Source organism: Hydrogenophaga sp. T66 (assembly GCF_057219855.1).
Window position 1 is genome coordinate 71084 of record NZ_JBXVVX010000006.1, and the last position, 18445, is coordinate 89528.

At 67.4% G+C, this 18445-nt stretch carries 16 protein-coding genes; 13 read left to right on the top strand and 3 right to left on the bottom strand.

What is annotated here, in order from left to right:
- Positions 1–111 precede the first annotated feature (111 nt).
- From acnB to AC2D80_RS15240, 3 genes are all read right to left on the bottom strand, one after another.
- On the bottom strand, positions 112–2712 hold the full coding sequence (acnB, locus tag AC2D80_RS15230) for a bifunctional aconitate hydratase 2/2-methylisocitrate dehydratase (protein WP_484633887.1): 2601 nt from the start codon (positions 2710–2712) through the stop codon (positions 112–114).
- 65 nt (positions 2713–2777) lie between these two features.
- A complete protein-coding gene (locus tag AC2D80_RS15235) occupies positions 2778–3764 on the bottom strand; it encodes an HpcH/HpaI aldolase/citrate lyase family protein (protein ID WP_484633888.1) in 987 nt (328 codons plus the stop codon).
- Positions 3765–3792: 28 nt separating this feature from the next.
- Positions 3793–4779, bottom strand: a complete 987-nt coding sequence (locus AC2D80_RS15240; RefSeq protein ID WP_484633889.1) for a malate dehydrogenase — start codon at positions 4777–4779, stop codon at positions 3793–3795.
- A 204-nt stretch (positions 4780–4983) separates the two neighbouring features.
- Between AC2D80_RS15240 and AC2D80_RS15245 the strand changes: the two genes are divergently transcribed.
- The 13 genes from AC2D80_RS15245 (at position 4984) to AC2D80_RS15305 (ending at position 18440) form a co-directional block, all read left to right on the top strand.
- A complete protein-coding gene (locus AC2D80_RS15245; RefSeq protein WP_484633890.1) occupies positions 4984–5781 on the top strand; it encodes a GntR family transcriptional regulator in 798 nt (265 codons plus the stop codon).
- 173 nt (positions 5782–5954) lie between these two features.
- Positions 5955–6386 (top strand): succinate dehydrogenase, cytochrome b556 subunit, encoded by a 432-nt coding sequence (gene sdhC / locus AC2D80_RS15250; RefSeq protein WP_484633891.1) that lies wholly within the window; start codon positions 5955–5957, stop codon positions 6384–6386.
- 21 nt (positions 6387–6407) lie between these two features.
- Positions 6408–6773 carry a succinate dehydrogenase, hydrophobic membrane anchor protein gene (gene sdhD, locus AC2D80_RS15255; RefSeq protein ID WP_484633892.1) on the top strand — a complete coding sequence of 122 codons (366 nt, stop codon included), beginning with the start codon at positions 6408–6410 and terminating at the stop codon, positions 6771–6773.
- Positions 6774–6777: 4 nt separating this feature from the next.
- The gene (gene sdhA / locus AC2D80_RS15260) at positions 6778–8583 is read left to right on the top strand and encodes a succinate dehydrogenase flavoprotein subunit (protein WP_484633893.1); all 1806 of its coding nucleotides are present in this window, start codon (positions 6778–6780) and stop codon (positions 8581–8583) included.
- Between the two features lie 20 nt (positions 8584–8603).
- Complete coding sequence (locus tag AC2D80_RS15265) at positions 8604–9308, top strand: succinate dehydrogenase iron-sulfur subunit (protein ID WP_484633894.1); 705 nt, start codon at positions 8604–8606, stop codon at positions 9306–9308.
- A gap of 19 nt (positions 9309–9327) precedes the next feature.
- Positions 9328–9606, top strand: a complete 279-nt coding sequence (locus AC2D80_RS15270; RefSeq protein ID WP_484633895.1) for an FAD assembly factor SdhE — start codon at positions 9328–9330, stop codon at positions 9604–9606.
- 34 nt (positions 9607–9640) lie between these two features.
- Complete coding sequence (locus AC2D80_RS15275) at positions 9641–10954, top strand: citrate synthase (protein ID WP_484633896.1); 1314 nt, start codon at positions 9641–9643, stop codon at positions 10952–10954.
- A gap of 113 nt (positions 10955–11067) precedes the next feature.
- Positions 11068–12489 (top strand): 3-isopropylmalate dehydratase large subunit, encoded by a 1422-nt coding sequence (gene leuC / locus AC2D80_RS15280; protein ID WP_484633897.1) that lies wholly within the window; start codon positions 11068–11070, stop codon positions 12487–12489.
- Between the two features lie 12 nt (positions 12490–12501).
- Complete coding sequence (locus tag AC2D80_RS15285; RefSeq protein WP_484633898.1) at positions 12502–12630, top strand: entericidin A/B family lipoprotein; 129 nt, start codon at positions 12502–12504, stop codon at positions 12628–12630.
- Positions 12630–13283: a 3-isopropylmalate dehydratase small subunit gene (leuD, locus tag AC2D80_RS15290; protein WP_484633899.1), complete on the top strand. Its 654-nt coding sequence runs from the start codon at positions 12630–12632 to the stop codon at positions 13281–13283. Before AC2D80_RS15285 ends, leuD begins: the two co-directional genes overlap by 1 nt.
- Positions 13284–13305: 22 nt before the next feature.
- On the top strand, positions 13306–14394 hold the full coding sequence (gene leuB / locus AC2D80_RS15295) for a 3-isopropylmalate dehydrogenase (protein WP_484633900.1): 1089 nt from the start codon (positions 13306–13308) through the stop codon (positions 14392–14394).
- Positions 14395–14473: 79 nt separating this feature from the next.
- The gene (gene asd / locus AC2D80_RS15300; protein ID WP_484633901.1) at positions 14474–15613 is read left to right on the top strand and encodes an aspartate-semialdehyde dehydrogenase; all 1140 of its coding nucleotides are present in this window, start codon (positions 14474–14476) and stop codon (positions 15611–15613) included.
- Between the two features lie 238 nt (positions 15614–15851).
- Positions 15852–18440: a FimV/HubP family polar landmark protein gene (locus AC2D80_RS15305; protein ID WP_484633902.1), complete on the top strand. Its 2589-nt coding sequence runs from the start codon at positions 15852–15854 to the stop codon at positions 18438–18440.
- Positions 18441–18445 lie beyond the last annotated feature (5 nt).

Sequence of the window (18445 nt, forward strand, 5' to 3'; positions counted from 1 at the left end):
TCCCCGCGCTGGCGTCATGGATTGACGCCCACGCAGCGGTCGGTGCGAAAAAAAAGCCGCTGCGGGTGCAGCGGCTTGGTCGGAAGCGGCGGGGCGCTCGGCCCCGGCCGGTCACACGTTGACCGACTTGGCGGTCTCCGCGTATTCCTCGATCTGGTCGAAGTTCATGTAGCGGTAGATGCTGGCCGCGTCCTTGTTGACGATGCCCACGGCCTCCTGGTACTCGGCCAGCGTGGGAATGCGGCCCAGCTTGGAACACACGGCGGCCAGTTCGGCGGAGCCCAGGAACACGTTCGTGTTTTTGCCCAGGCGGTTCGGGAAGTTGCGGGTCGAGGTGGACATCACCGTCGCGCCCTCTTTCACCTGCGCCTGGTTGCCCATGCACAGCGAGCAGCCCGGCATCTCGGTGCGCGCGCCGGCGGTGCCGAAGGTCGCGTAGTGGCCTTCCTTGATCAGCTCGCTTTCGTCCATCTTGGTCGGCGGGGCCACCCACAGCTTCACCGGGATGTCGCGCGCGCCGCCCAGCACCTTGGCCGCGGCACGGAAGTGGCCGATGTTGGTCATGCAGCTGCCGATGAAGGCTTCGTCGATCTTCGTGCCGGCCACCTCGGACATGAACTTGGCGTCGTCCGGGTCGTTGGGGCAGCAGACGATCGGCTCCTTGATGTCGGCCAGATCGATTTCGATCACAGCCGCGTACTCGGCGTCCTTGTCGGCTTCGAGCAACTGCGGGTTGGCCAGCCAGGCTTCCACGGCCTTGATGCGGCGCTCCAGCGTGCGCTTGTCCTGATAGCCATCGGCGATCATGTTCTTCATCAGCACGACGTTGCTGGTGAGGTACTCCTTGATCGGCTCGGGGTTGAGCTTGATGGTGCAGCCGGCGGCGGAACGCTCGGCCGACGCGTCGGACAGCTCAAAGGCTTGCTCGACCTTCAGGTCCGGCAGGCCCTCGATCTCGAGGATGCGGCCGGAGAAGATGTTCTTCTTGCCCTTCTTCTCCACCGTCAGCAGGCCGGCCTTGATCGCGTACAGCGGGATCGCGTGCACGAGGTCGCGCAGGGTCACGCCGGGCTGCATCTCACCCTTGAAGCGCACCAGCACCGACTCCGGCATGTCCAGCGGCATCACGCCGGTGGCCGCGCCGAAGGCCACCAGCCCCGAGCCGGCGGGGAAGCTGATGCCGATGGGGAAGCGGGTGTGCGAGTCGCCCCCGGTGCCCACGGTGTCGGGCAGCAGCAGGCGGTTCAGCCACGAGTGAATCACGCCGTCACCCGGACGCAGCGCAACACCCCCGCGGTTGCTGATGAAGGCCGGCAGTTCGCGGTGCATCTTCACGTCCACCGCCTTGGGGTAGGCCGCGGTGTGGCAGAAGCTCTGCATCACGAGATCCGCGCTGAAGCCCAGGCAGGCCAGGTCCTTCAGCTCGTCGCGCGTCATGGGGCCGGTGGTGTCCTGGCTGCCCACGGTGGTCATCTTCGGCTCGCAGTAGGTGCCGGGGCGAACGCCCTGACCTTCCGGCAAGCCGACCGCGCGGCCCACCATCTTCTGCGCCAGCGTGAAGCCGGCCTTGCTGTCGGCCGGTGCCTGCGGCAGCCGGAACACGGTGGACGCCGGCAGGCCCAGGAATTCACGCGCCTTGCCGGTCAGGCTGCGGCCGATGATGAGGTTGATCCGGCCGCCGGCGCGCACTTCGTCCAGCAGCACATCGCTCTTGAGCGCGAAGGAGGCCACCTCGGCGCCGTTCTTGAGCAGCTTGCCGTCGTACGGCAGCACGTCGATCACGTCGCCCATCTCGAGCTTGCTGACATCCACTTCGATCGGCAGCGAGCCCGAGTCTTCCTGCGTGTTGAAGAAGATCGGCGCGATCTTGCCACCCAGCGTGACGCCGCCGAAGCGCTTGTTCGGCACGAAGGGAATGTCTTCGCCGGTCGCCCAGATGACCGAGTTGGTGGCCGACTTGCGCGAGGAGCCCGTGCCGACCACGTCGCCGACGTAGGCCACCAGGTGGCCCTTTTTCTTGAGCTCGTCGATGAAGGCCATGGGGCCGCGCTTACCGTCTTCCTCGGGCTTGAAGGCCGCGTCGGGGCGGGTGTTCTTCAGCATGGCGAGGTAGTGCAGCGGGATGTCCGGGCGGCTCCACGCGTCCGGGGCGGGCGAGAGGTCGTCGGTGTTGGTCTCGCCGGGCACCTTGAACACGGTCACGGTGATCTTGCGCGGCACCTCGGGGCGCGAGGTGAACCACTCGGCGTCAGCCCACGACTTCATCACGTCCTGGGCGTGGGCGTTGCCGGCCTTCGCCTTCTCGGCCACGTCGTTGAAGAAGTCGAACATCAGCAGCGTCTTCTTGAGCGCCGCGGCGGCCACGGGGGCGACCTCGGCGTCCTCGAGCAGCTCGATGAGCGGGTGCACGTTGTAGCCGCCCACCATGGTGCCGAGCAGCTCGGTGGCCTTGGCCTTGGAGACCAGGGCGACCTTTTCATCGCCATGCGCCACGGCGGCGAGGAAGGAGGCCTTGACCTTGGCGGCGTCGTCCACACCCGGCGGCACGCGGTGGGTCAGCAGGTCCAGCAGAAACGCCTCTTCGCCGGCCGGCGGGTTCTTGATCAGCTCGATCAGTGCGGCCACTTGCTTGGCGTCCAGCGGCAGCGGCGGAATGCCCAGCGCGGCGCGTTCGGCGGCGTGGGCGCGGTAGGCAACGAGGAAGTCGGACATGGCGTTCTCCTGGGGTGAAATCGGGGGGACGTTGATCGGGCGGTGATCGGGCGTTCCGGAGCGGGTCAGGCCGGGGCGAACCAGCGCTGCACCTCGGCCGGCACAGCCTGGCCAGTGCGGTGGGCGCGCTCGATCACTTGCCAGTGATAGCGGTAGCTGGCGCGGTCGTGCAGGCGGCCGTCCACGGACACCGGCGCCCAGTCGGCGGCCGCGGCGCGGGTGATGACGGCCAGCGCCTCGTCGAGCTCGCCAGCGCCGGGGGCGAAGGCGGCCAGCAGCGGGCGAACCTGGTCGGGGTGGATGCTCCACATGCGCGTGAAACCGAACTCACGCGCGGCGCGGCGCGCGGCGGCGGTGAGCGCCGCACTGTCGCGGAACTCGGTGACGACGTTGTGGGACGGCGTCTTGCCGTGGGCGTGGCAGGCACTGGCAATCGCCAGCTTGGCGCGCACCACCAGCGGGTGTTCAAACTGGCCGGCCACGGTCATGGCCTGGGCCGGAATGGCGCCGCCGTGGGCCGACACGAAGTCCATGAGCCCAAAGCTCAGGCTCTGCACGCGCGGATGGGCGGCGATGTCGAAGGCGCGATGCAGCGACGCCGGCGACTCAATCAGCGCATGCAATGGCAGGGCGGGTGCACCGGCGGCGTCCAGCGCCGCGGCGGCGCGGTCGATGTCGGCAAGCGACTCGACCTTGGGCAGCATCAAGTGGCACAAGCGATGTCCGGCTCGGCCGACGATGGTGGCGACGTCGGCCTCGAAGGCGGGGTGATCGACCGGGTGGACGCGGGCGGCCATGCGGGCGCCGGGCGCAGCGCCCAGCGCCAGCTCGGCGACCAGCGCGGCGTGATCGGCCTCGCCACCCACGGGCGCGCCATCCTCGCAGTCCAGCGTCACATCCATGACGGGCGAGCCGTGCGCCGCGGTCAACTCGGCCTGCAACGCCAGGCTCTTGCGCATGCGCGCCTCGACACCGCTGTAGTGGTCAACCACCGGCAGCGCCAATGCCCCCGCCTGGGCGCCCAGAAGGATGCTGGCGGGGGAGGCGTTCACCGGAGTTACCACGCGGTTACAGGGCAGCTCAGAGCAGGTGCTTGACGCCGTCCTGCTCGCCCTGGAGCTCGGCCAGGGTCTTGTTGATGCATTCCTGGCTGAACGCGTCGATGGGCAGGCCTTCAACGATCTTGTACCGGCCGCCCTCGCAGGTGACGGGGTAGCCGAACATCACGTCTTTCGGGATGCCGTACTCGCCGTTGGACGGCACGCCCATGGTGACCCACTCGCCGTTCGTGCCCAGCGCCCAGTCGCGCATGTGGTCGATGGCGGCGTTGGCGGCCGAGGCGGCCGACGACAGGCCGCGCGCCGCGATGATGGCGGCACCGCGCTTGCCGACGGTCGGCAGGAAGGTCTCGGCGTTCCAGACCTGGTCGTTGATCATGTCCTTGACCGAGGCGCCGTCGATGGTGGCGAAGCGGTAATCGGCGTACATGGTCGGCGAGTGGTTGCCCCACACGGCCAGCTTCCTGATGGCGCCAACCGGCTTGCCCGTCTTGGCGGCGATTTGCGAGGCGGCGCGGTTGTGGTCCAGGCGCAGCATGGCGGTGAAGTTCTCGCGCGGCAGGTCGGGCGCGCTCTTCATGGCGATGTAGGCGTTGGTGTTGGCCGGGTTGCCGACCACCAGCACCTTGACCTGACGCGAGGCCACGGCGTTGAGCGCCTTGCCCTGCGCGGTGAAGATCTGCGCGTTGGCGGCCAGCAGATCAGCACGCTCCATGCCGGGGCCGCGCGGGCGGGCGCCCACGAGCAGCGCGTAGTCGGTGTCCTTGAACGCCGTCATCGGGTCGCTGTGCGCTTCCATGCCAGCCAGCAGCGGGAAGGCGCAGTCTTCCAGTTCCATCATCACGCCCTTGAGCGCGTTCTGGGCCTTCTCGTCCGGGATCTCCAGCAGCTGCAGGATCACCGGCTGGTCCTTGCCGAGCATTTCGCCGGAGGCGATGCGGAACAGCAGGGCGTAGCCGATCTGGCCGGCGGCGCCGGTGACGGCGACGCGAACGGGCTTTTTGGTCATGGTGGAGGCTCCAGAAAAGGACGTTGGGAGAGAAAACGGGCCCGGCGGGCGCGGCGCTCGGGCCGGCCGGGGGGTCCGCGCCGGCGGGCGCCAGCGCGGCCGGGACGGGGCAGGAGTGTACCCTCGCAAACCCTGATACGTCAATTTGTCTTATGTCTTATATAAGATATGATTGGCGTCCGATCGAGCCCTGACCGCACCGCCATGGCCAGCCCCACGTCCCCGACCACCGACACCGGCACCGCCCCCGAGGCAGCGCCGGCGGCCGAGTCCGCGGCACCGGCCTTCAGCCCCCTGTACCAGCAGATCAAGACACTGATCCTGCGCAGCCTGCAGGCCGGCGAGTGGAAACCGGGCGACATGATCCCCAGCGAGATCGATCTGGCCGCCCGCTTCAAGGTGAGTCAGGGCACGGTCCGCAAAGCGATCGACGAGCTCGCCACCGAGAACCTGGTGGTGCGACGCCAGGGCAAGGGCACGTTTGTGGCCACCCACGCCGAGCAGCATGTCCAGTACCGATTCCTGCGCCTGCTGCCCGACGCCGGCTCGCTTGACGATCAGGGCCCGGCCGAGCGGCGCATCATCGACTGCCGCCGCCTGCGCGCGCCGGCCGACGTGGCGCGCCAACTCAACCTGCGCGGCGGCGATCCGGTGCTGCAGGTGCGCCGGGTGCTGTCGTTCGCCGGGGCTCCGGCGATCGTGGAAGAAGTGTGGCTGCCCGGCGGTCCGTTCAAAGGCCTGAGCGTGGACACGCTGTCGGCGTGGCGGGGGCCGATGTACGCGCTGTTTGAGACCGAGTTTGGTGTGCGCATGGTGCGCGCCAGCGAAAAGCTCAAGGCCGTGGCCGCCGATGCGGACGCCGCCGCGCTGCTGGCCGTGGCCCCGGGTGCGCCGCTGCTCAGCGTGGAACGGCTGGCATTCACCTACAACGACGTGCCGATGGAACTGCGCCGCGGGCTGTACCGCACGGACAGCCGTCACTACCGGAACGACCTGAGCTGAATCGAACGGACCCCATCGCGATGGCATTCACCGGCAAAACCCCACACACCTGTCAGTTTCCGCGATGGTGCGTTGCAATAGAATTTGACACCGCTGGGTGAAAGTTACCAGCGCGTTACAGCCCTCCCCCTCTCCGCCCAGCCCTCCCGAGCCCCCCGGAAGAAAGCCCCACCATGACCGAGTTGACCCGAAAGCGGCCCGAGTTCCGCAACATCAACGCCTTCAAGGACCTCACCACCTACCGCCTGCCGGCCGCGGGCTGGGTGTCGATCCTGCACCGCGTCAGCGGCGCGCTGATGTTCGTGCTGCTGCCCCTGATCGTTTGGCTGTTCGACACGTCCGTGTCGTCCGAGATTTCCTACGAGCGCTTCAGCAGCGCGTTCAGCGCTGGCGTCGGCTTCGTGCCGGGCTGGCTGTTCAAGCTGGTGGTGCTCGCCATCATCTGGGCCTACCTGCACCACCTGATCGCGGGCGTGCGCCACCTGTGGATGGACGCCAGCCACGCCGTGACCAAGCAGTTCGGCAAATCCTCCGCCGTGGCCACCCTGGTCCTGAGCATCGGCCTGACGGTCGTGCTGGGCGCCAAGCTGTTCGGCCTGTACTGAATTTCACCGAGGTTCCCGACCATGGCAGTCAATTACGGTTCCAAACGCGTCGTCACCGGTGCCCACTACGGCCTGCGCGACTGGCTCGCCCAGCGCATCACCGCCGGTCTCATGGCGCTGTTCACCCTGATCCTGCTCGCGCAGGTGCTGTTCACCCGCGGCCCGCTGGGCTACGAAGGCTGGGCCGGCATCTTCGCTCCGCAGTGGATGAAGGCCCTCACCTTCGCCGTCTTCCTGGCCCTGACCTACCACGTGTGGGTGGGCATCCGCGACATCTGGATGGACTACGTCAAGCCCGCGGCGGTGCGCCTGGTGCTGCACGTCTTCACCATGGTCTGGCTCCTGGCATGCCTGGGCTGGGCCGTCCAAGTTCTCTGGAGAATCTGAGGTCATGACTGCATCCGCTTCCCTCCCCAAGCGTCAATTCGACGTCGTCATCGTCGGTGCCGGCGGTTCCGGCATGCGCGCCTCGCTGCAGCTCGCGCGCGCCGGCCTCAAGGTCGCCGTCCTGTCCAAGGTGTTCCCCACGCGCTCGCACACCGTGGCCGCCCAAGGCGGCATCGGTGCTTCGCTGGGCAACATGAGCGAGGACAACTGGCACTACCACTTCTACGACACGATCAAGGGCTCGGACTGGCTGGGTGACCAGGACGCCATCGAGTTCATGTGCCGCGAAGCACCGAAGGTGGTGTACGAGCTGGAACACTTCGGCATGCCGTTCGACCGCAACCCGGACGGCACGATCTACCAGCGGCCTTTCGGCGGCCACACCGCCAACTACGGTGAGAAGGCCGTGCCGCGCGCCTGCGCTGCAGCCGACCGCACCGGCCACGCCATGCTCCACACCCTGTACCAGCAGAACGTGGCCGCCCGCACCACCTTCTTCGTGGAGTGGATGGCGCTCGACCTGGTCCGTGACGCCGAGGGCGACGTGGTGGGCGTGACCGCGCTGGAGATGGAAACCGGCGAGGTCTATGTGCTGGAAGCCAAGACCACGCTGCTGGCCACCGGCGGTGCCGGCCGCATCTATGCCGCCTCCACCAACGCCTTCATCAACACCGGTGACGGCTTGGGCATGGCCGCCCGTGCGGGAATCCCTCTGGAAGACATGGAGTTCTGGCAGTTCCACCCGACCGGCGTGGCCGGTGCCGGCGTGCTGCTGACCGAGGGCTGCCGTGGCGAAGGCGCCTTCCTCGTCAACAGCGAGGGGGAGCGCTTCATGGAGCGTTACGCCCCGACCCTGAAAGACCTGGCGCCGCGCGACTTCGTCTCGCGCTGCATGGACCAGGAGATCAAGGAAGGTCGCGGCTGCGGCCCCAACAAGGACTACGTGCTGCTGAACTTCAGCTACCTCAGCGCCGAGACCATCCACAAGCGCCTGCCGTCCGTCTACGAGATCGGCGTCAACTTCGCCAACGTCGACATCACCAAGGAGCCGATCCCGGTGGTGCCGACCATCCATTACCAGATGGGCGGCATTCCGACCAACATCAACGGCCAGGTCGTGGTGCCCGACGGCGCAGGCGGCCAGAAGGTCGTCAATGGTCTGTATGCCGTGGGTGAATGCTCCTGCGTGAGCGTGCACGGCGCCAACCGCCTGGGCACGAACTCCCTGCTCGACCTGCTGGTGTTTGGTCGCGCGGCCGGTAACCACATCGTCCAGTACAACGACAAGAACAAGACCCACAAGGCCCTGCCCAAGGACGCCGCCGATCGCACCCTGTCGCGCCTGGCGCGGCTGGACGGTTCGTCGGCCGGCGAATATGCCCAGGACGTGGCCAACGACATCCGCCAGACCATGCAGAAGCACGCCGGCGTGTTCCGCACGCAGGCCGGCATGGACGAGGGCGTCCAGAAGATCAACGCCATTCGCGATCGCGTGGGCCACATCCACCTCAAGGACAAGTCCAAGGTGTTCAACACCGCCCGCATCGAGGCGCTGGAGGTGGAGAACCTGATCGAGTCCGCGCAGGCCACCATGACCTCGGCCGCCGCCCGCAAGGAGTGCCGCGGTGCGCACACGGTGTACGACTACGAGCGTCCGGCCGACGACGCCCAGTTCCCGCTGGGCCGCAACGACGCCGAGTGGATGAAGCACACCCTCTGGCACAGCGCCGACAACAGCCTGACCTACAAGCCGGTGAACCTCAAGCCGCTGACGGTGGAATCCATCCCGCCCAAGGTTCGCACGTTCTGATCCCGACCCGGAGCATCGACATGGCACTTCGCACCTTCAAGATCTACCGTTACGACCCCGAGAAAGACGCCAAGCCGTACATGCAGACCATCCAGGTCGAGCTCGACGGCCACGAGCGCATGCTGCTGGACGCGCTGATGAAGCTCAAGGCGGTCGATCCGTCGATCAGCTTCCGCCGCTCCTGCCGCGAAGGCGTTTGCGGCTCGGACGCGATGAACATCAACGGCAAGAACGGCCTGGCCTGCCTGACCAACATGAACACGCTCAAGGGCGACATCGTGCTCAAGCCGCTGCCCGGCCTGCCGGTGGTCCGCGACCTGATCGTCGACATGACGCTGTTCTTCAAGCAGTACCACAGCATCAAACCCTACCTGGTCAACGACAGCATCCCGCCCGAGAAAGAGCGCCTGCAGTCCCCCGAAGAGCGTGAAGAGCTCAACGGGCTGTACGAGTGCATCCTGTGCGCGAGCTGCTCGACCAGCTGCCCGAGCTTCTGGTGGAACCCCGACAAATTCGTCGGTCCGGCCGGTCTGCTCCAGGCCTACCGGTTCATCGCCGACAGCCGCGACCAGGCCACCAGCGAGCGCCTCGACAACCTCGAGGACCCGTACCGCCTGTTCCGGTGCCACACGATCATGAACTGCGTGGACGTGTGCCCCAAGGGCCTGAACCCGACGAAGGCCATCGGCAAGATCAAGGAAATGATGGTGCTGCGCTCGGTCTGAGCGCCCACCTCACCCTGCCATGAACCACGCGGCCGCCGACGACCTGCTGGACGAGCGCTCCCTGAGCAAGCTCCGCTGGCGGTGCCGTCGCGGCCTGCTCGAGAACGACCTGTTCATCGAGCGCTTCTTCGCCCGATACGCCACCCACCTGACCGTCGGTCAGGCGCAGGCGCTGTCCGCCCTGATGGACCTGTCAGACAACGATCTGCTGGACCTACTGCTGGGCCGGAAGGCGCCGCAAGGCGATCTCGACCGCGATGACGTGACCGCCGTGTTGGGCCTGCTGCGCGCAACCTGACCACCTCCAAGACCGCCACCCCGAGGGAAACCGCATGAAACTCGTTGACAACAAAGCCACCCTGTCGTTCAGCAACGGCGCACCCAGCGTCGAGCTGCCGGTGTACGCCGGCAACATCGGCCCGGACGTGATCGACATCCGCAAGCTGTACGCGCAGACCGGCATGTTCACCTACGACCCCGGTTTCCTGTCGACGGCTTCGTGCCAGTCGGGCATCACCTACATCGACGGTGACAAGGGCGAGCTCCTGTACCGCGGCTATCCGATCGAGCAGCTGGCCACGCACTGCGACTACCTCGACACCTGCTTCCTGCTGCTCAACGGCGAACTCCCGAATGAGCAGGAGCGCACCGACTTCCACAAGCTCGTCACCAACCACACGATGGTCAACGAGCAGATGCAGTTCTTCCTGCGCGGCTTCCGCCGTGACGCCCACCCGATGGCCGTGTTGACCGGTCTGGTGGGCGCCCTGTCGGCCTTCTATCACGACAGCACCGACATCAACAACCCGGAGCACCGCCGCATCGCCGCGATCCGCCTGATCGCCAAGATGCCCACGCTGGTGGCCATGTCCTACAAGTACGGCATCGGTCAGCCGTACATGTACCCGCAGAACAACCTGAGCTACGCCGGCAACTTCCTGCGCATGATGTTCGGCACGCCCTGCGAGGAGTACAAGGTCAACCCGGTGCTGGAGCGCGCGCTGGACCGCATCTTCATCCTGCACGCCGACCACGAGCAGAACGCCTCCACGTCCACCGTGCGTCTGTGCGGCTCCTCCGGCACCAACCCGTTCGCGGCAATCGCCGCCGGCGTGGCCTGCCTCTGGGGCCCCGCCCACGGCGGTGCCAACGAAGCCTGCCTGAACATGCTGGAAGACATCCAGCGCAACGGCGGCATCGCCAAGGTGGGCGAATTCATGGCGCAGGTGAAGGACAAGAACAGCGGCGTCAAGCTCATGGGCTTTGGCCACCGCGTCTACAAGAACTACGACCCGCGCGCCAAACTGATGCAGGAAACCTGCAACGAGGTGCTGGCCGAGCTGGGCCTGGAGAACGACCCGTTGTTCAAGCTGGCCAAGGAACTGGAAAAGATCGCGCTGGAAGACGACTACTTCGTGCAGCGCAAGCTCTACCCGAACGTCGACTTCTATTCCGGCATCGTGCAGCGCGCCATCGGCATTCCGGTGAACCTGTTCACCGGCATCTTCGCGCTGGCCCGCACCGTCGGCTGGATCGCCCAGCTCAATGAAATGATCGGCGACCCCGAGTACAAGATCGGCCGCCCGCGGCAGCTGTTCACCGGCGCCGCCCGCCGCGACGTGCCGGCCGCCGCGCAGAAGGCCTGATCGGCCCGCCTGAACCTGCGCGCGCCCGCCGCGACCCCGGTCCGGCGGGCGTTGTCTTTCGGCAAACCGTAAAATCACGACCCGGCCCGCCCCGGGTCCCGCCGAGCCCTGCCATGCCCCGCACGCTGTACGACAAGATCTGGGACGAGCACGTCGTCCACACCGAAGAAGACGGCACCGCCGTTCTCTACATCGACCGCCATCTGGTGCACGAGGTCACCAGCCCCCAGGCCTTTGAAGGCCTGCGCGAACAAGGTCGCAAGGTCTGGCGCGTCAGTTCGGTCGTGGCCACGGCCGACCACAACACGCCCACCACCGGCTGGGAACGCGGCTACGACGGCATCGTCGACCCGATCAGCAAAGAGCAGATCACCACCCTGGACAAGAACATCGCCGAGTTTGGTGCGGCGGCCTTCTTCCCGTTCATGTCCAAGCGCCAGGGTATCGTCCATGTCATTGGCCCCGAAAACGGGGCGACGCTGCCCGGCATGACGGTGGTGTGCGGCGACAGCCACACCAGCACGCACGGCGCCTTCGGCGCGCTGGCCCATGGCATCGGCACCAGCGAAGTCGAACACGTGCTGGCCACGCAAACGCTGCTGGCCAAAAAAGCGAAGAACCTGCTCATCAAGGTCGAGGGCACGGTGGCCCGCGGCGTGACCGCCAAGGACATCGTGCTGGCCATCATTGGCCGCATCGGCACGGCTGGCGGCACGGGCTACACCATCGAGTTCGGCGGCTCGGCGATCCGCGCCCTGAGCATGGAGGGCCGCATGACGGTCTGCAACATGGCCATCGAAGCCGGCGCGCGCGCCGGTCTGGTCGCCGTGGACGAGAAGACCATCGAGTACATCAAGGGACGCCCGATGGCGCCCACCGGCGTGGAATGGGACCAGGCCGTGGCCTACTGGCGCACGCTGCAATCCGACCCCGACGCCCACTTCGACGCCGTGGTGGAACTCGATGCCAGCCGCATCGTGCCGCAAGTCACCTGGGGCACCTCCCCGGAGATGGTGCTCGGCATCGATGCCGCCGTGCCCGACCCCGACAAGGAGAAAGACGCCGTCAAACGCGGCGCCATTGAGCGGGCGCTCACCTACATGGGCCTCGAGCCGGGCAAGCCACTGAACGACATCGTGGTCGACAAGGTGTTCATCGGCTCGTGCACCAACAGCCGCATCGAAGACATGCGCGAAGCGGCCGCGGTGGTGAAAAAGCTGGGCCGCAAGGTGGCGCGCAACATCAAGCTGGCGATGGTGGTGCCCGGCTCCGGTCTGGTGAAGGAACAGGCCGAGCGCGAAGGCCTGCACGACATCTTCAAGGCCGCCGGGTTCGAGTGGCGCGAACCGGGATGCAGCATGTGTCTGGCCATGAACGCCGACCGCCTCGAGCCCGGCGAGCGCTGCGCATCGACCAGCAACCGCAATTTCGAAGGGCGCCAGGGCGCCGGTGGCCGCACCCACTTGGTTTCTCCCGCCATGGCGGCCGCCGCGGCCGTGCATGGCCACTTCGTGGACGTTCGTCAATTCGCCTGAAAGGACTGGGACATGAAAAAGCTGCTGACGCTGGGTGTGCTGGGCGTGGTTTTCGCGCTGGCGGGTTGCAACACGGTCAAGGGCATCGGTCAGGACATCCAGCGCGGTGGCCAGGTGCTGGAAGACGCCGCGAGAAAGTGATGAAAGCCTTCACCGTGCACCGGGGCCTTGTGGCCCCCATGGATCGGGACAACGTCGACACCGACGCCATCATCCCGAAGCAGTTCCTGAAATCGATCCGCAAGACCGGCTTCGGGCCGAACCTGTTCGATGAGTGGCGCTACCTGGACCGGGGTGAACCGGGCCAGGATCCGGCCAGCCGCCGGCCGAACCCCGACTTCGTGCTGAACCAGTCGCGCTACGCCGGTGCGTCGATCCTGCTGGCCCGCCAGAACTTTGGCTGCGGCTCCAGCCGCGAGCACGCGCCCTGGGCGATCGAGCAATACGGCTTCCGGGCGCTGATTGCACCGAGCTTCGCCGACATCTTCTTCAACAACTGCTTCAAAAACGGCTTGCTGCCCATCGTGCTGCCCGAGGCCACGGTCTCACGCCTGTTTGATGCGGTCGCCGCGTTTCCCGGCTATGAGCTGACGATCGATCTCGAGCGGCAGGTCATCGTGGAGCCGCAAGGGCAGGAGATTGCGTTTGAGGTCCAGGCCTTCCGCCGCTATTGCCTGCTCCACGGACTGGACGACATCGGCCTGACCCTGCGCCACAAGGACAAGATCGCCGCCTTTGAGGCCGAGCGCCTGACCACCAAGCCCTGGCTTGCCCGCACCTTCGCCGGCCAGTGAGCCGGCATCAACACCAACGCTCATGAAAATCGCAGTTCTCCCGGGTGACGGCATCGGCACCGAAATCGTGGCCGAAGCGGTCAAGGTCCTGCAGGCGCTGGACCTGCGCTTCCAGATGGAGACCGCCCTGGTGGGCGGCGCCGCTTACGAAGTCCACGGCCACCCGCTGCCCGAGTCGACGCTGAAACTGGCGATGGCCGCCGATGCCGTGCTGTTCGGCGCCGTGGGCGACTGGAAGTACGACAAACTCGACCGACCGCTGCGCCCCGAACAGGCCATCCTGGGTCTGCGCAAGCACCTGGGGCTTTTCGCGAACTTCCGCCCCGCGATCTGCTACCCCGAGCTGGTGGGTGCGTCGAGCCTGAAGCCCGAACTCATCGCCGGACTCGACATCCTCATCATCCGCGAGCTCACCGGCGACATTTACTTCGGCCAACCGCGCGGCCGCCGCACCGCTGTCGACGGCCACTTTCCCGGGGCCGAGGAAGCGTTTGACACGATGCGTTATTCCAAACCGGAGATCGAACGCATCGCCCACGTCGCGTTCCAGGCCGCGCGCAAGCGCCACAAGAAGGTCACGTCCGTCGACAAGGCCAACGTGCTGGAAACCTTTCAGTTCTGGAAAGACGTGGTCACCGAGGTGCACGCCCAGTACCCCGACGTGGAACTGGAGCACATGTACGTCGACAACGCGGCGATGCAACTGGTCAAAGCCCCGAAAAAGTTCGACGTCGTGGTCACGGGCAACATGTTCGGCGACATCCTCTCCGACGAGGCGTCCATGCTCACCGGCTCGATCGGCATGCTGCCCTCGGCCTCGCTGAACACCAAGAACCAGGGCCTCTACGAGCCCAGCCACGGCAGCGCGCCAGACATCGCTGGTCAGGGAATTGCAAACCCGCTGGCTACAATCCTGTCTGCCGCCATGATGCTCCGTTTCTCGCTCAACCAGCCCGCCGCCGCCGACCGCATTGAAGCGGCGGTGTCGTCCGTGCTCGCGTCGGGCCTGCGCACGGCGGACATCTGGTCGGAAGGCACCCGGCGGGTAAGCACCCGCGAGATGGGCGACGCGGTCGTCCAGGCCATCACCAAAACCACCATCAAGGGCTGATCCAGCTCCGGTTCGTCACGCCCTCCCCCGGCCTGACGAGCCGGGGAAAGAAGATTTTTTAACGCTGAGGGCAATTGTCATGACGAAACTCGTGGGACTCGTGGGCTGGCGCGGCATGGTCGGCTCCGTGCTGATGGACCGCATGGTCGAAGAAAAAGACTTCGACCTCATCGAGCCGCTGTTCTTCTCCACCTCCAACGCCGGCGGCGCTGCCCCGGCGATGGCCAAGAATGAAACCCGGCTGCAGGACGCGTACGACATCGACGCGCTCAAGCGCTGCGACATCGTGATCACCGCCCAGGGCGGCGACTACACCACCGAGGTGTTTCCCAAGCTGCGCGCCGCGGGCTGGAACGGTCACTGGATCGATGCCGCCTCGACCCTGCGCATGAAGGACGACGCGGTCATCATCCTGGACCCGGTCAACCTGCCGGTGATCCAGAACGCCCTGGCCCACGGCGGCAAGAACTGGATCGGCGGCAACTGCACCGTGAGTTGCATGCTCATGGGCGTGGGCGCGCTCTACAAGGCCGGACTGGTGGAGTGGATGTCCACCCAGACCTATCAGGCGGCATCCGGCGGCGGCGCGCAGCACATGCGCGAACTGCTGACCCAGTACGGCACGCTCAACGCCGAGGTCAAGGCCCTGCTGGACGATCCCAAGAGCGCCATCCTGGAAATCGACCGCAAGGTGATCGCCAAGCAGCGCGCCCTGAGCGCGGCCGAAACCGCCAACTTTGGCGTGCCGCTGGGCGGCTCGCTGATTCCCTGGATCGACAAGGACCTGGGCAATGGCATGTCCAAAGAAGAATGGAAGGGCATGGCCGAGACCAACAAGATCCTCGGCCAGGGTGAGGGCTTCGGCCCGAACGCCCAACCGGCCGTGCCGGTCGACGGCTTTTGCGTGCGCGTGGGCGCCATGCGCTGCCATTCGCAGGCCCTGACCTTCAAGCTGAAGAAAGACGTGCCGCTGGCCGACATCGAAGCCATGATCGCGGCGGACAACGCGTGGGTGAAGGTCGTCCCGAATACGCGCGAAGCCACGATCAAGGACCTTACGCCGGTGGCCGTGACCGGCACCATGACCATCCCGGTCGGACGCCTGCGCAAGCTGGCGATGGGACCGGAGTACCTCGGCGCCTTCACCATCGGCGACCAGCTGCTCTGGGGAGCGGCGGAACCGCTGCGCCGCATGCTGCGCATCCTGCTCGACGCCTGACCACCGGCTCCCGGGCCAACGGGGCGCCCGCGTTGCCGTGACGCAACGCCGGCGCCCCGCGTTTTTCGGACAGGCGGTGGCCTTACAAACTCAAGCGGATTGTTAGCTTGTGGACGTAATCCGTTGATGTTAAGGTCAATTCTCGGTTTTTCACGTCGAGGTCCCCGTGCCATCCCACCCCCGCCACACCACCGCCACGTCCGCGTCTTCCGTGTCGAATTCCACAGCCCGTCACGGCATGTCCCGGCTTCACGCGGTGGCCGCGGCGGCCGTGCTGGCGCTGGGTCTGGGGCAATCGCCCGATGCGCTCGCACTGGCCCTCGGCAAAGTCACGGTCCAGTCCGCGCTGGGCGAACCCTTGCGGGCCGAAATCGACGTGCCGGACATCAGCGCCGAGGAAGCCGCCAGCCTGCGGGTGGGCCTGGCCTCGTCCGAGGCCTTCCGCGCGGCCGGTGTGGACGCCAGCGCGGCCCTCAACGGACTGCAGATCAGCCTGCAAAAACGGCCTGACGGCCGCAGCTACCTCCGCCTGATCGGGAACCGATCGGTCAATGAGCCCTTTGTCGACCTGATCATCGAGGCGAACTGGTCCACCGGCCGCATCGTGCGCGATTACACGCTGCTGTTCGATCCGCCGTCGCTGCGCTCGACGGCCCCGGCACCGCTGCCGCCCGCGGTGGCCGCCGCACCACGACCCGTCGCGCCGTCGGTGCGCCCACCCGCCGCTCCGGCGCCAGCGCCCGCCCCTGCCGCGACCGCGCCGGCCCCGGCGATCAAGGCACAGGCGCCTGCCGCAGCGCCCGCCGACGCCGGCGCCAAATCCGTGACGGTGCGCCCAGGCCAAACCGCCGGCGCCATCGCCGAGGCCCACCGCCCGCCCAGCGTGTCGCTCGACCAGATGTTGGTCGCCATGCTGCGCAACAACCCCAATGCCTTCATCGGCGGCAACGTGAACCGGATCAAGGCCGGGGCCGTCATTGCCCTGCCCGACGCCGCCCAAGCCGGTGAGACCTCGCCCTCGGAAGCGCGTCAGACGATCGCGGCACAAAGCCGCGATTTCAATGAGTTCCGTCGCCGGCTCGCGGGCGCCGCCCCGCAGGCGGCGGTTGAATCCGCCGACCGGCAGGCCGCGGGTCGTGTGCAGACCGAGGTCAAGGAAACCAAACCCGCGGCGCCGGCCGCCGACAAGCTGACCCTGTCCAAGGGAAGCGTGGCCCCGGGCGGCGCGTCGGAAGAGCAGATCGCCAAGCAACGCGCGGCCGCGGAAGCCGCCCAACGCGAGGCCGAACTCAAGCGCAACATCACCGAGCTGTCCAAGCTGACGCCGCCCGCGGCAGCGCCGGCGCCCGCCGCCGCACCGGCGCCCGCGCCAGCCGCTGCGCCCGCTGCCGCGGCCCCAACGCCCGCACCCGCACCCGCACCCGCACCGGCATCCCCGGCCGCCACCCCACCCGCCGCGGCCGCACCGGCGGCCGAAGCGTCCCCGGCACCCGCACCGGCTGCTGCCGCGCCGGCGCCAGCCCCAACGCCGGCGCCCGCGCCCACCGTGGCGGCCCCGAAGCCGCCCGCGCCGCCGGCAGCGCCCGCCCCGGTCCCAATGGAGGAACCCTCGCTGGTCAGCCAGCTGATGGAGAACCCCCTGGTGCTGCCGGCTGTGGGGGGCTTGCTGGCGCTCTTGGCCGGTCTGGGGCTGTACCGCCTGCGCCAGCGAAAGGCCAGCGCCAGCGTCGACAGCTCCTACCTCGAGAGCCGACTGCAACCGGATTCGTTCTTCGGATCCAGCGGTGGTCAGCGCATCGACACGGCGGAAGCTGCGGCGTCCGGATCGTCGATGGTGTATTCGCCAAGCCAACTGGACGCCGCCGGCGACGTGGATCCGGTGGCCGAGGCCGATGTGTATCTGGCCTACGGCCGCGACCTTCAGGCCGAGGAAATCCTCAAGGAAGCCATGCGGACGTCGCCCACCCGGGTGGCGATCCACGTCAAGCTGCTCGAAATCTATGCCAAGCGCCGCGATGCGCGGGCGTTCGAGGTGGTCGCCTCCGAAGCCTACGGACTGACCCAGGGCGAGGGCCCCGACTGGGAGCGTGCCTGCGAGCTGGGCCGCGAGCTCGACGCCAACAACCCCCTGTACCAGCCCGGCGGCAAACCGGTGGGCAAGGCGGCGGTGGCGGCGGCCGGCGCGGCCATGGGCGGCGCCAACACCATGCCTTTTGACGCGAGCCTGATCGACAGCACCGCGGCCCCCGCGCCGGCGCTCGACCTGGGCGCCCTGGACCTGGACCTCGACCTGCCGGTCGACGACGCCCCGACCGCCCCCCGCGGTGAGACGCCGGCCTCGGCCATGGACGACCTCAGCGCCACCGAGTCACTCACGACCCCAGGTGCACCGGAGTCGCTGATTCCCGCCAGCGAAGCGCCGTCGGCCGACCTGGGACTCGAGTTCGACCTCGACTTTCCCTCCGAGCCGGCGAAGCTGGCGTCTGCGCCGGCGCCGGCCAACGACCCGGTGCCAACGCTGCCGGACCTGGACCTGGATGTGCCGGCGCCCGCACCGGCCACCGCCGCCGCAGCGGCCCCGCTGAACTTCGACCTCAACGGGCTCAACCTCGACCTCGACGCGCCCGCCGCCGGCGCCGACACCGCCATGCCCGGCGCGGGTGAGCTGACCGAGGAAAACCCGCTGGAAACCAAGCTGTCCCTGGCCGAAGAGTTCCGAGCGATCGGTGATCTTGAGGGCGCCCGGTCGCTGGCCGAAGAGGTGATGGCCGAGGCGAACGGCGCGCTCAAGTCCAAAGCGTCGGCCTTCCTTGCCGATCTGGCCTGACGCCC

Excerpts from the sequence above, each read along its gene's own strand:
- acnB (WP_484633887.1), bottom strand. The coding sequence starts at position 2,712 with ATGTCCGACTTCCTCGTTGCCTACCGCGCCCACGCCGCCGAACGCGCC.
- AC2D80_RS15240 (WP_484633889.1), bottom strand. The coding sequence starts at position 4,779 with ATGACCAAAAAGCCCGTTCGCGTCGCCGTCACCGGCGCCGCCGGCCAG.
- AC2D80_RS15245 (WP_484633890.1), top strand. The coding sequence starts at position 4,984 with ATGGCCAGCCCCACGTCCCCGACCACCGACACCGGCACCGCCCCCGAG.
- sdhC (WP_484633891.1), top strand. The coding sequence starts at position 5,955 with ATGACCGAGTTGACCCGAAAGCGGCCCGAGTTCCGCAACATCAACGCC.
- sdhD (WP_484633892.1), top strand. The coding sequence starts at position 6,408 with ATGGCAGTCAATTACGGTTCCAAACGCGTCGTCACCGGTGCCCACTAC.
- sdhA (WP_484633893.1), top strand. The coding sequence starts at position 6,778 with ATGACTGCATCCGCTTCCCTCCCCAAGCGTCAATTCGACGTCGTCATC.
- AC2D80_RS15265 (WP_484633894.1), top strand. The coding sequence starts at position 8,604 with ATGGCACTTCGCACCTTCAAGATCTACCGTTACGACCCCGAGAAAGAC.
- AC2D80_RS15270 (WP_484633895.1), top strand. The coding sequence starts at position 9,328 with ATGAACCACGCGGCCGCCGACGACCTGCTGGACGAGCGCTCCCTGAGC.
- AC2D80_RS15275 (WP_484633896.1), top strand. The coding sequence starts at position 9,641 with ATGAAACTCGTTGACAACAAAGCCACCCTGTCGTTCAGCAACGGCGCA.
- leuC (WP_484633897.1), top strand. The coding sequence starts at position 11,068 with ATGCCCCGCACGCTGTACGACAAGATCTGGGACGAGCACGTCGTCCAC.
- AC2D80_RS15285 (WP_484633898.1), top strand. The coding sequence starts at position 12,502 with ATGAAAAAGCTGCTGACGCTGGGTGTGCTGGGCGTGGTTTTCGCGCTG.
- leuD (WP_484633899.1), top strand. The coding sequence starts at position 12,630 with ATGAAAGCCTTCACCGTGCACCGGGGCCTTGTGGCCCCCATGGATCGG.
- leuB (WP_484633900.1), top strand. The coding sequence starts at position 13,306 with ATGAAAATCGCAGTTCTCCCGGGTGACGGCATCGGCACCGAAATCGTG.
- asd (WP_484633901.1), top strand. The coding sequence starts at position 14,474 with ATGACGAAACTCGTGGGACTCGTGGGCTGGCGCGGCATGGTCGGCTCC.
- AC2D80_RS15305 (WP_484633902.1), top strand. The coding sequence starts at position 15,852 with ATGTCCCGGCTTCACGCGGTGGCCGCGGCGGCCGTGCTGGCGCTGGGT.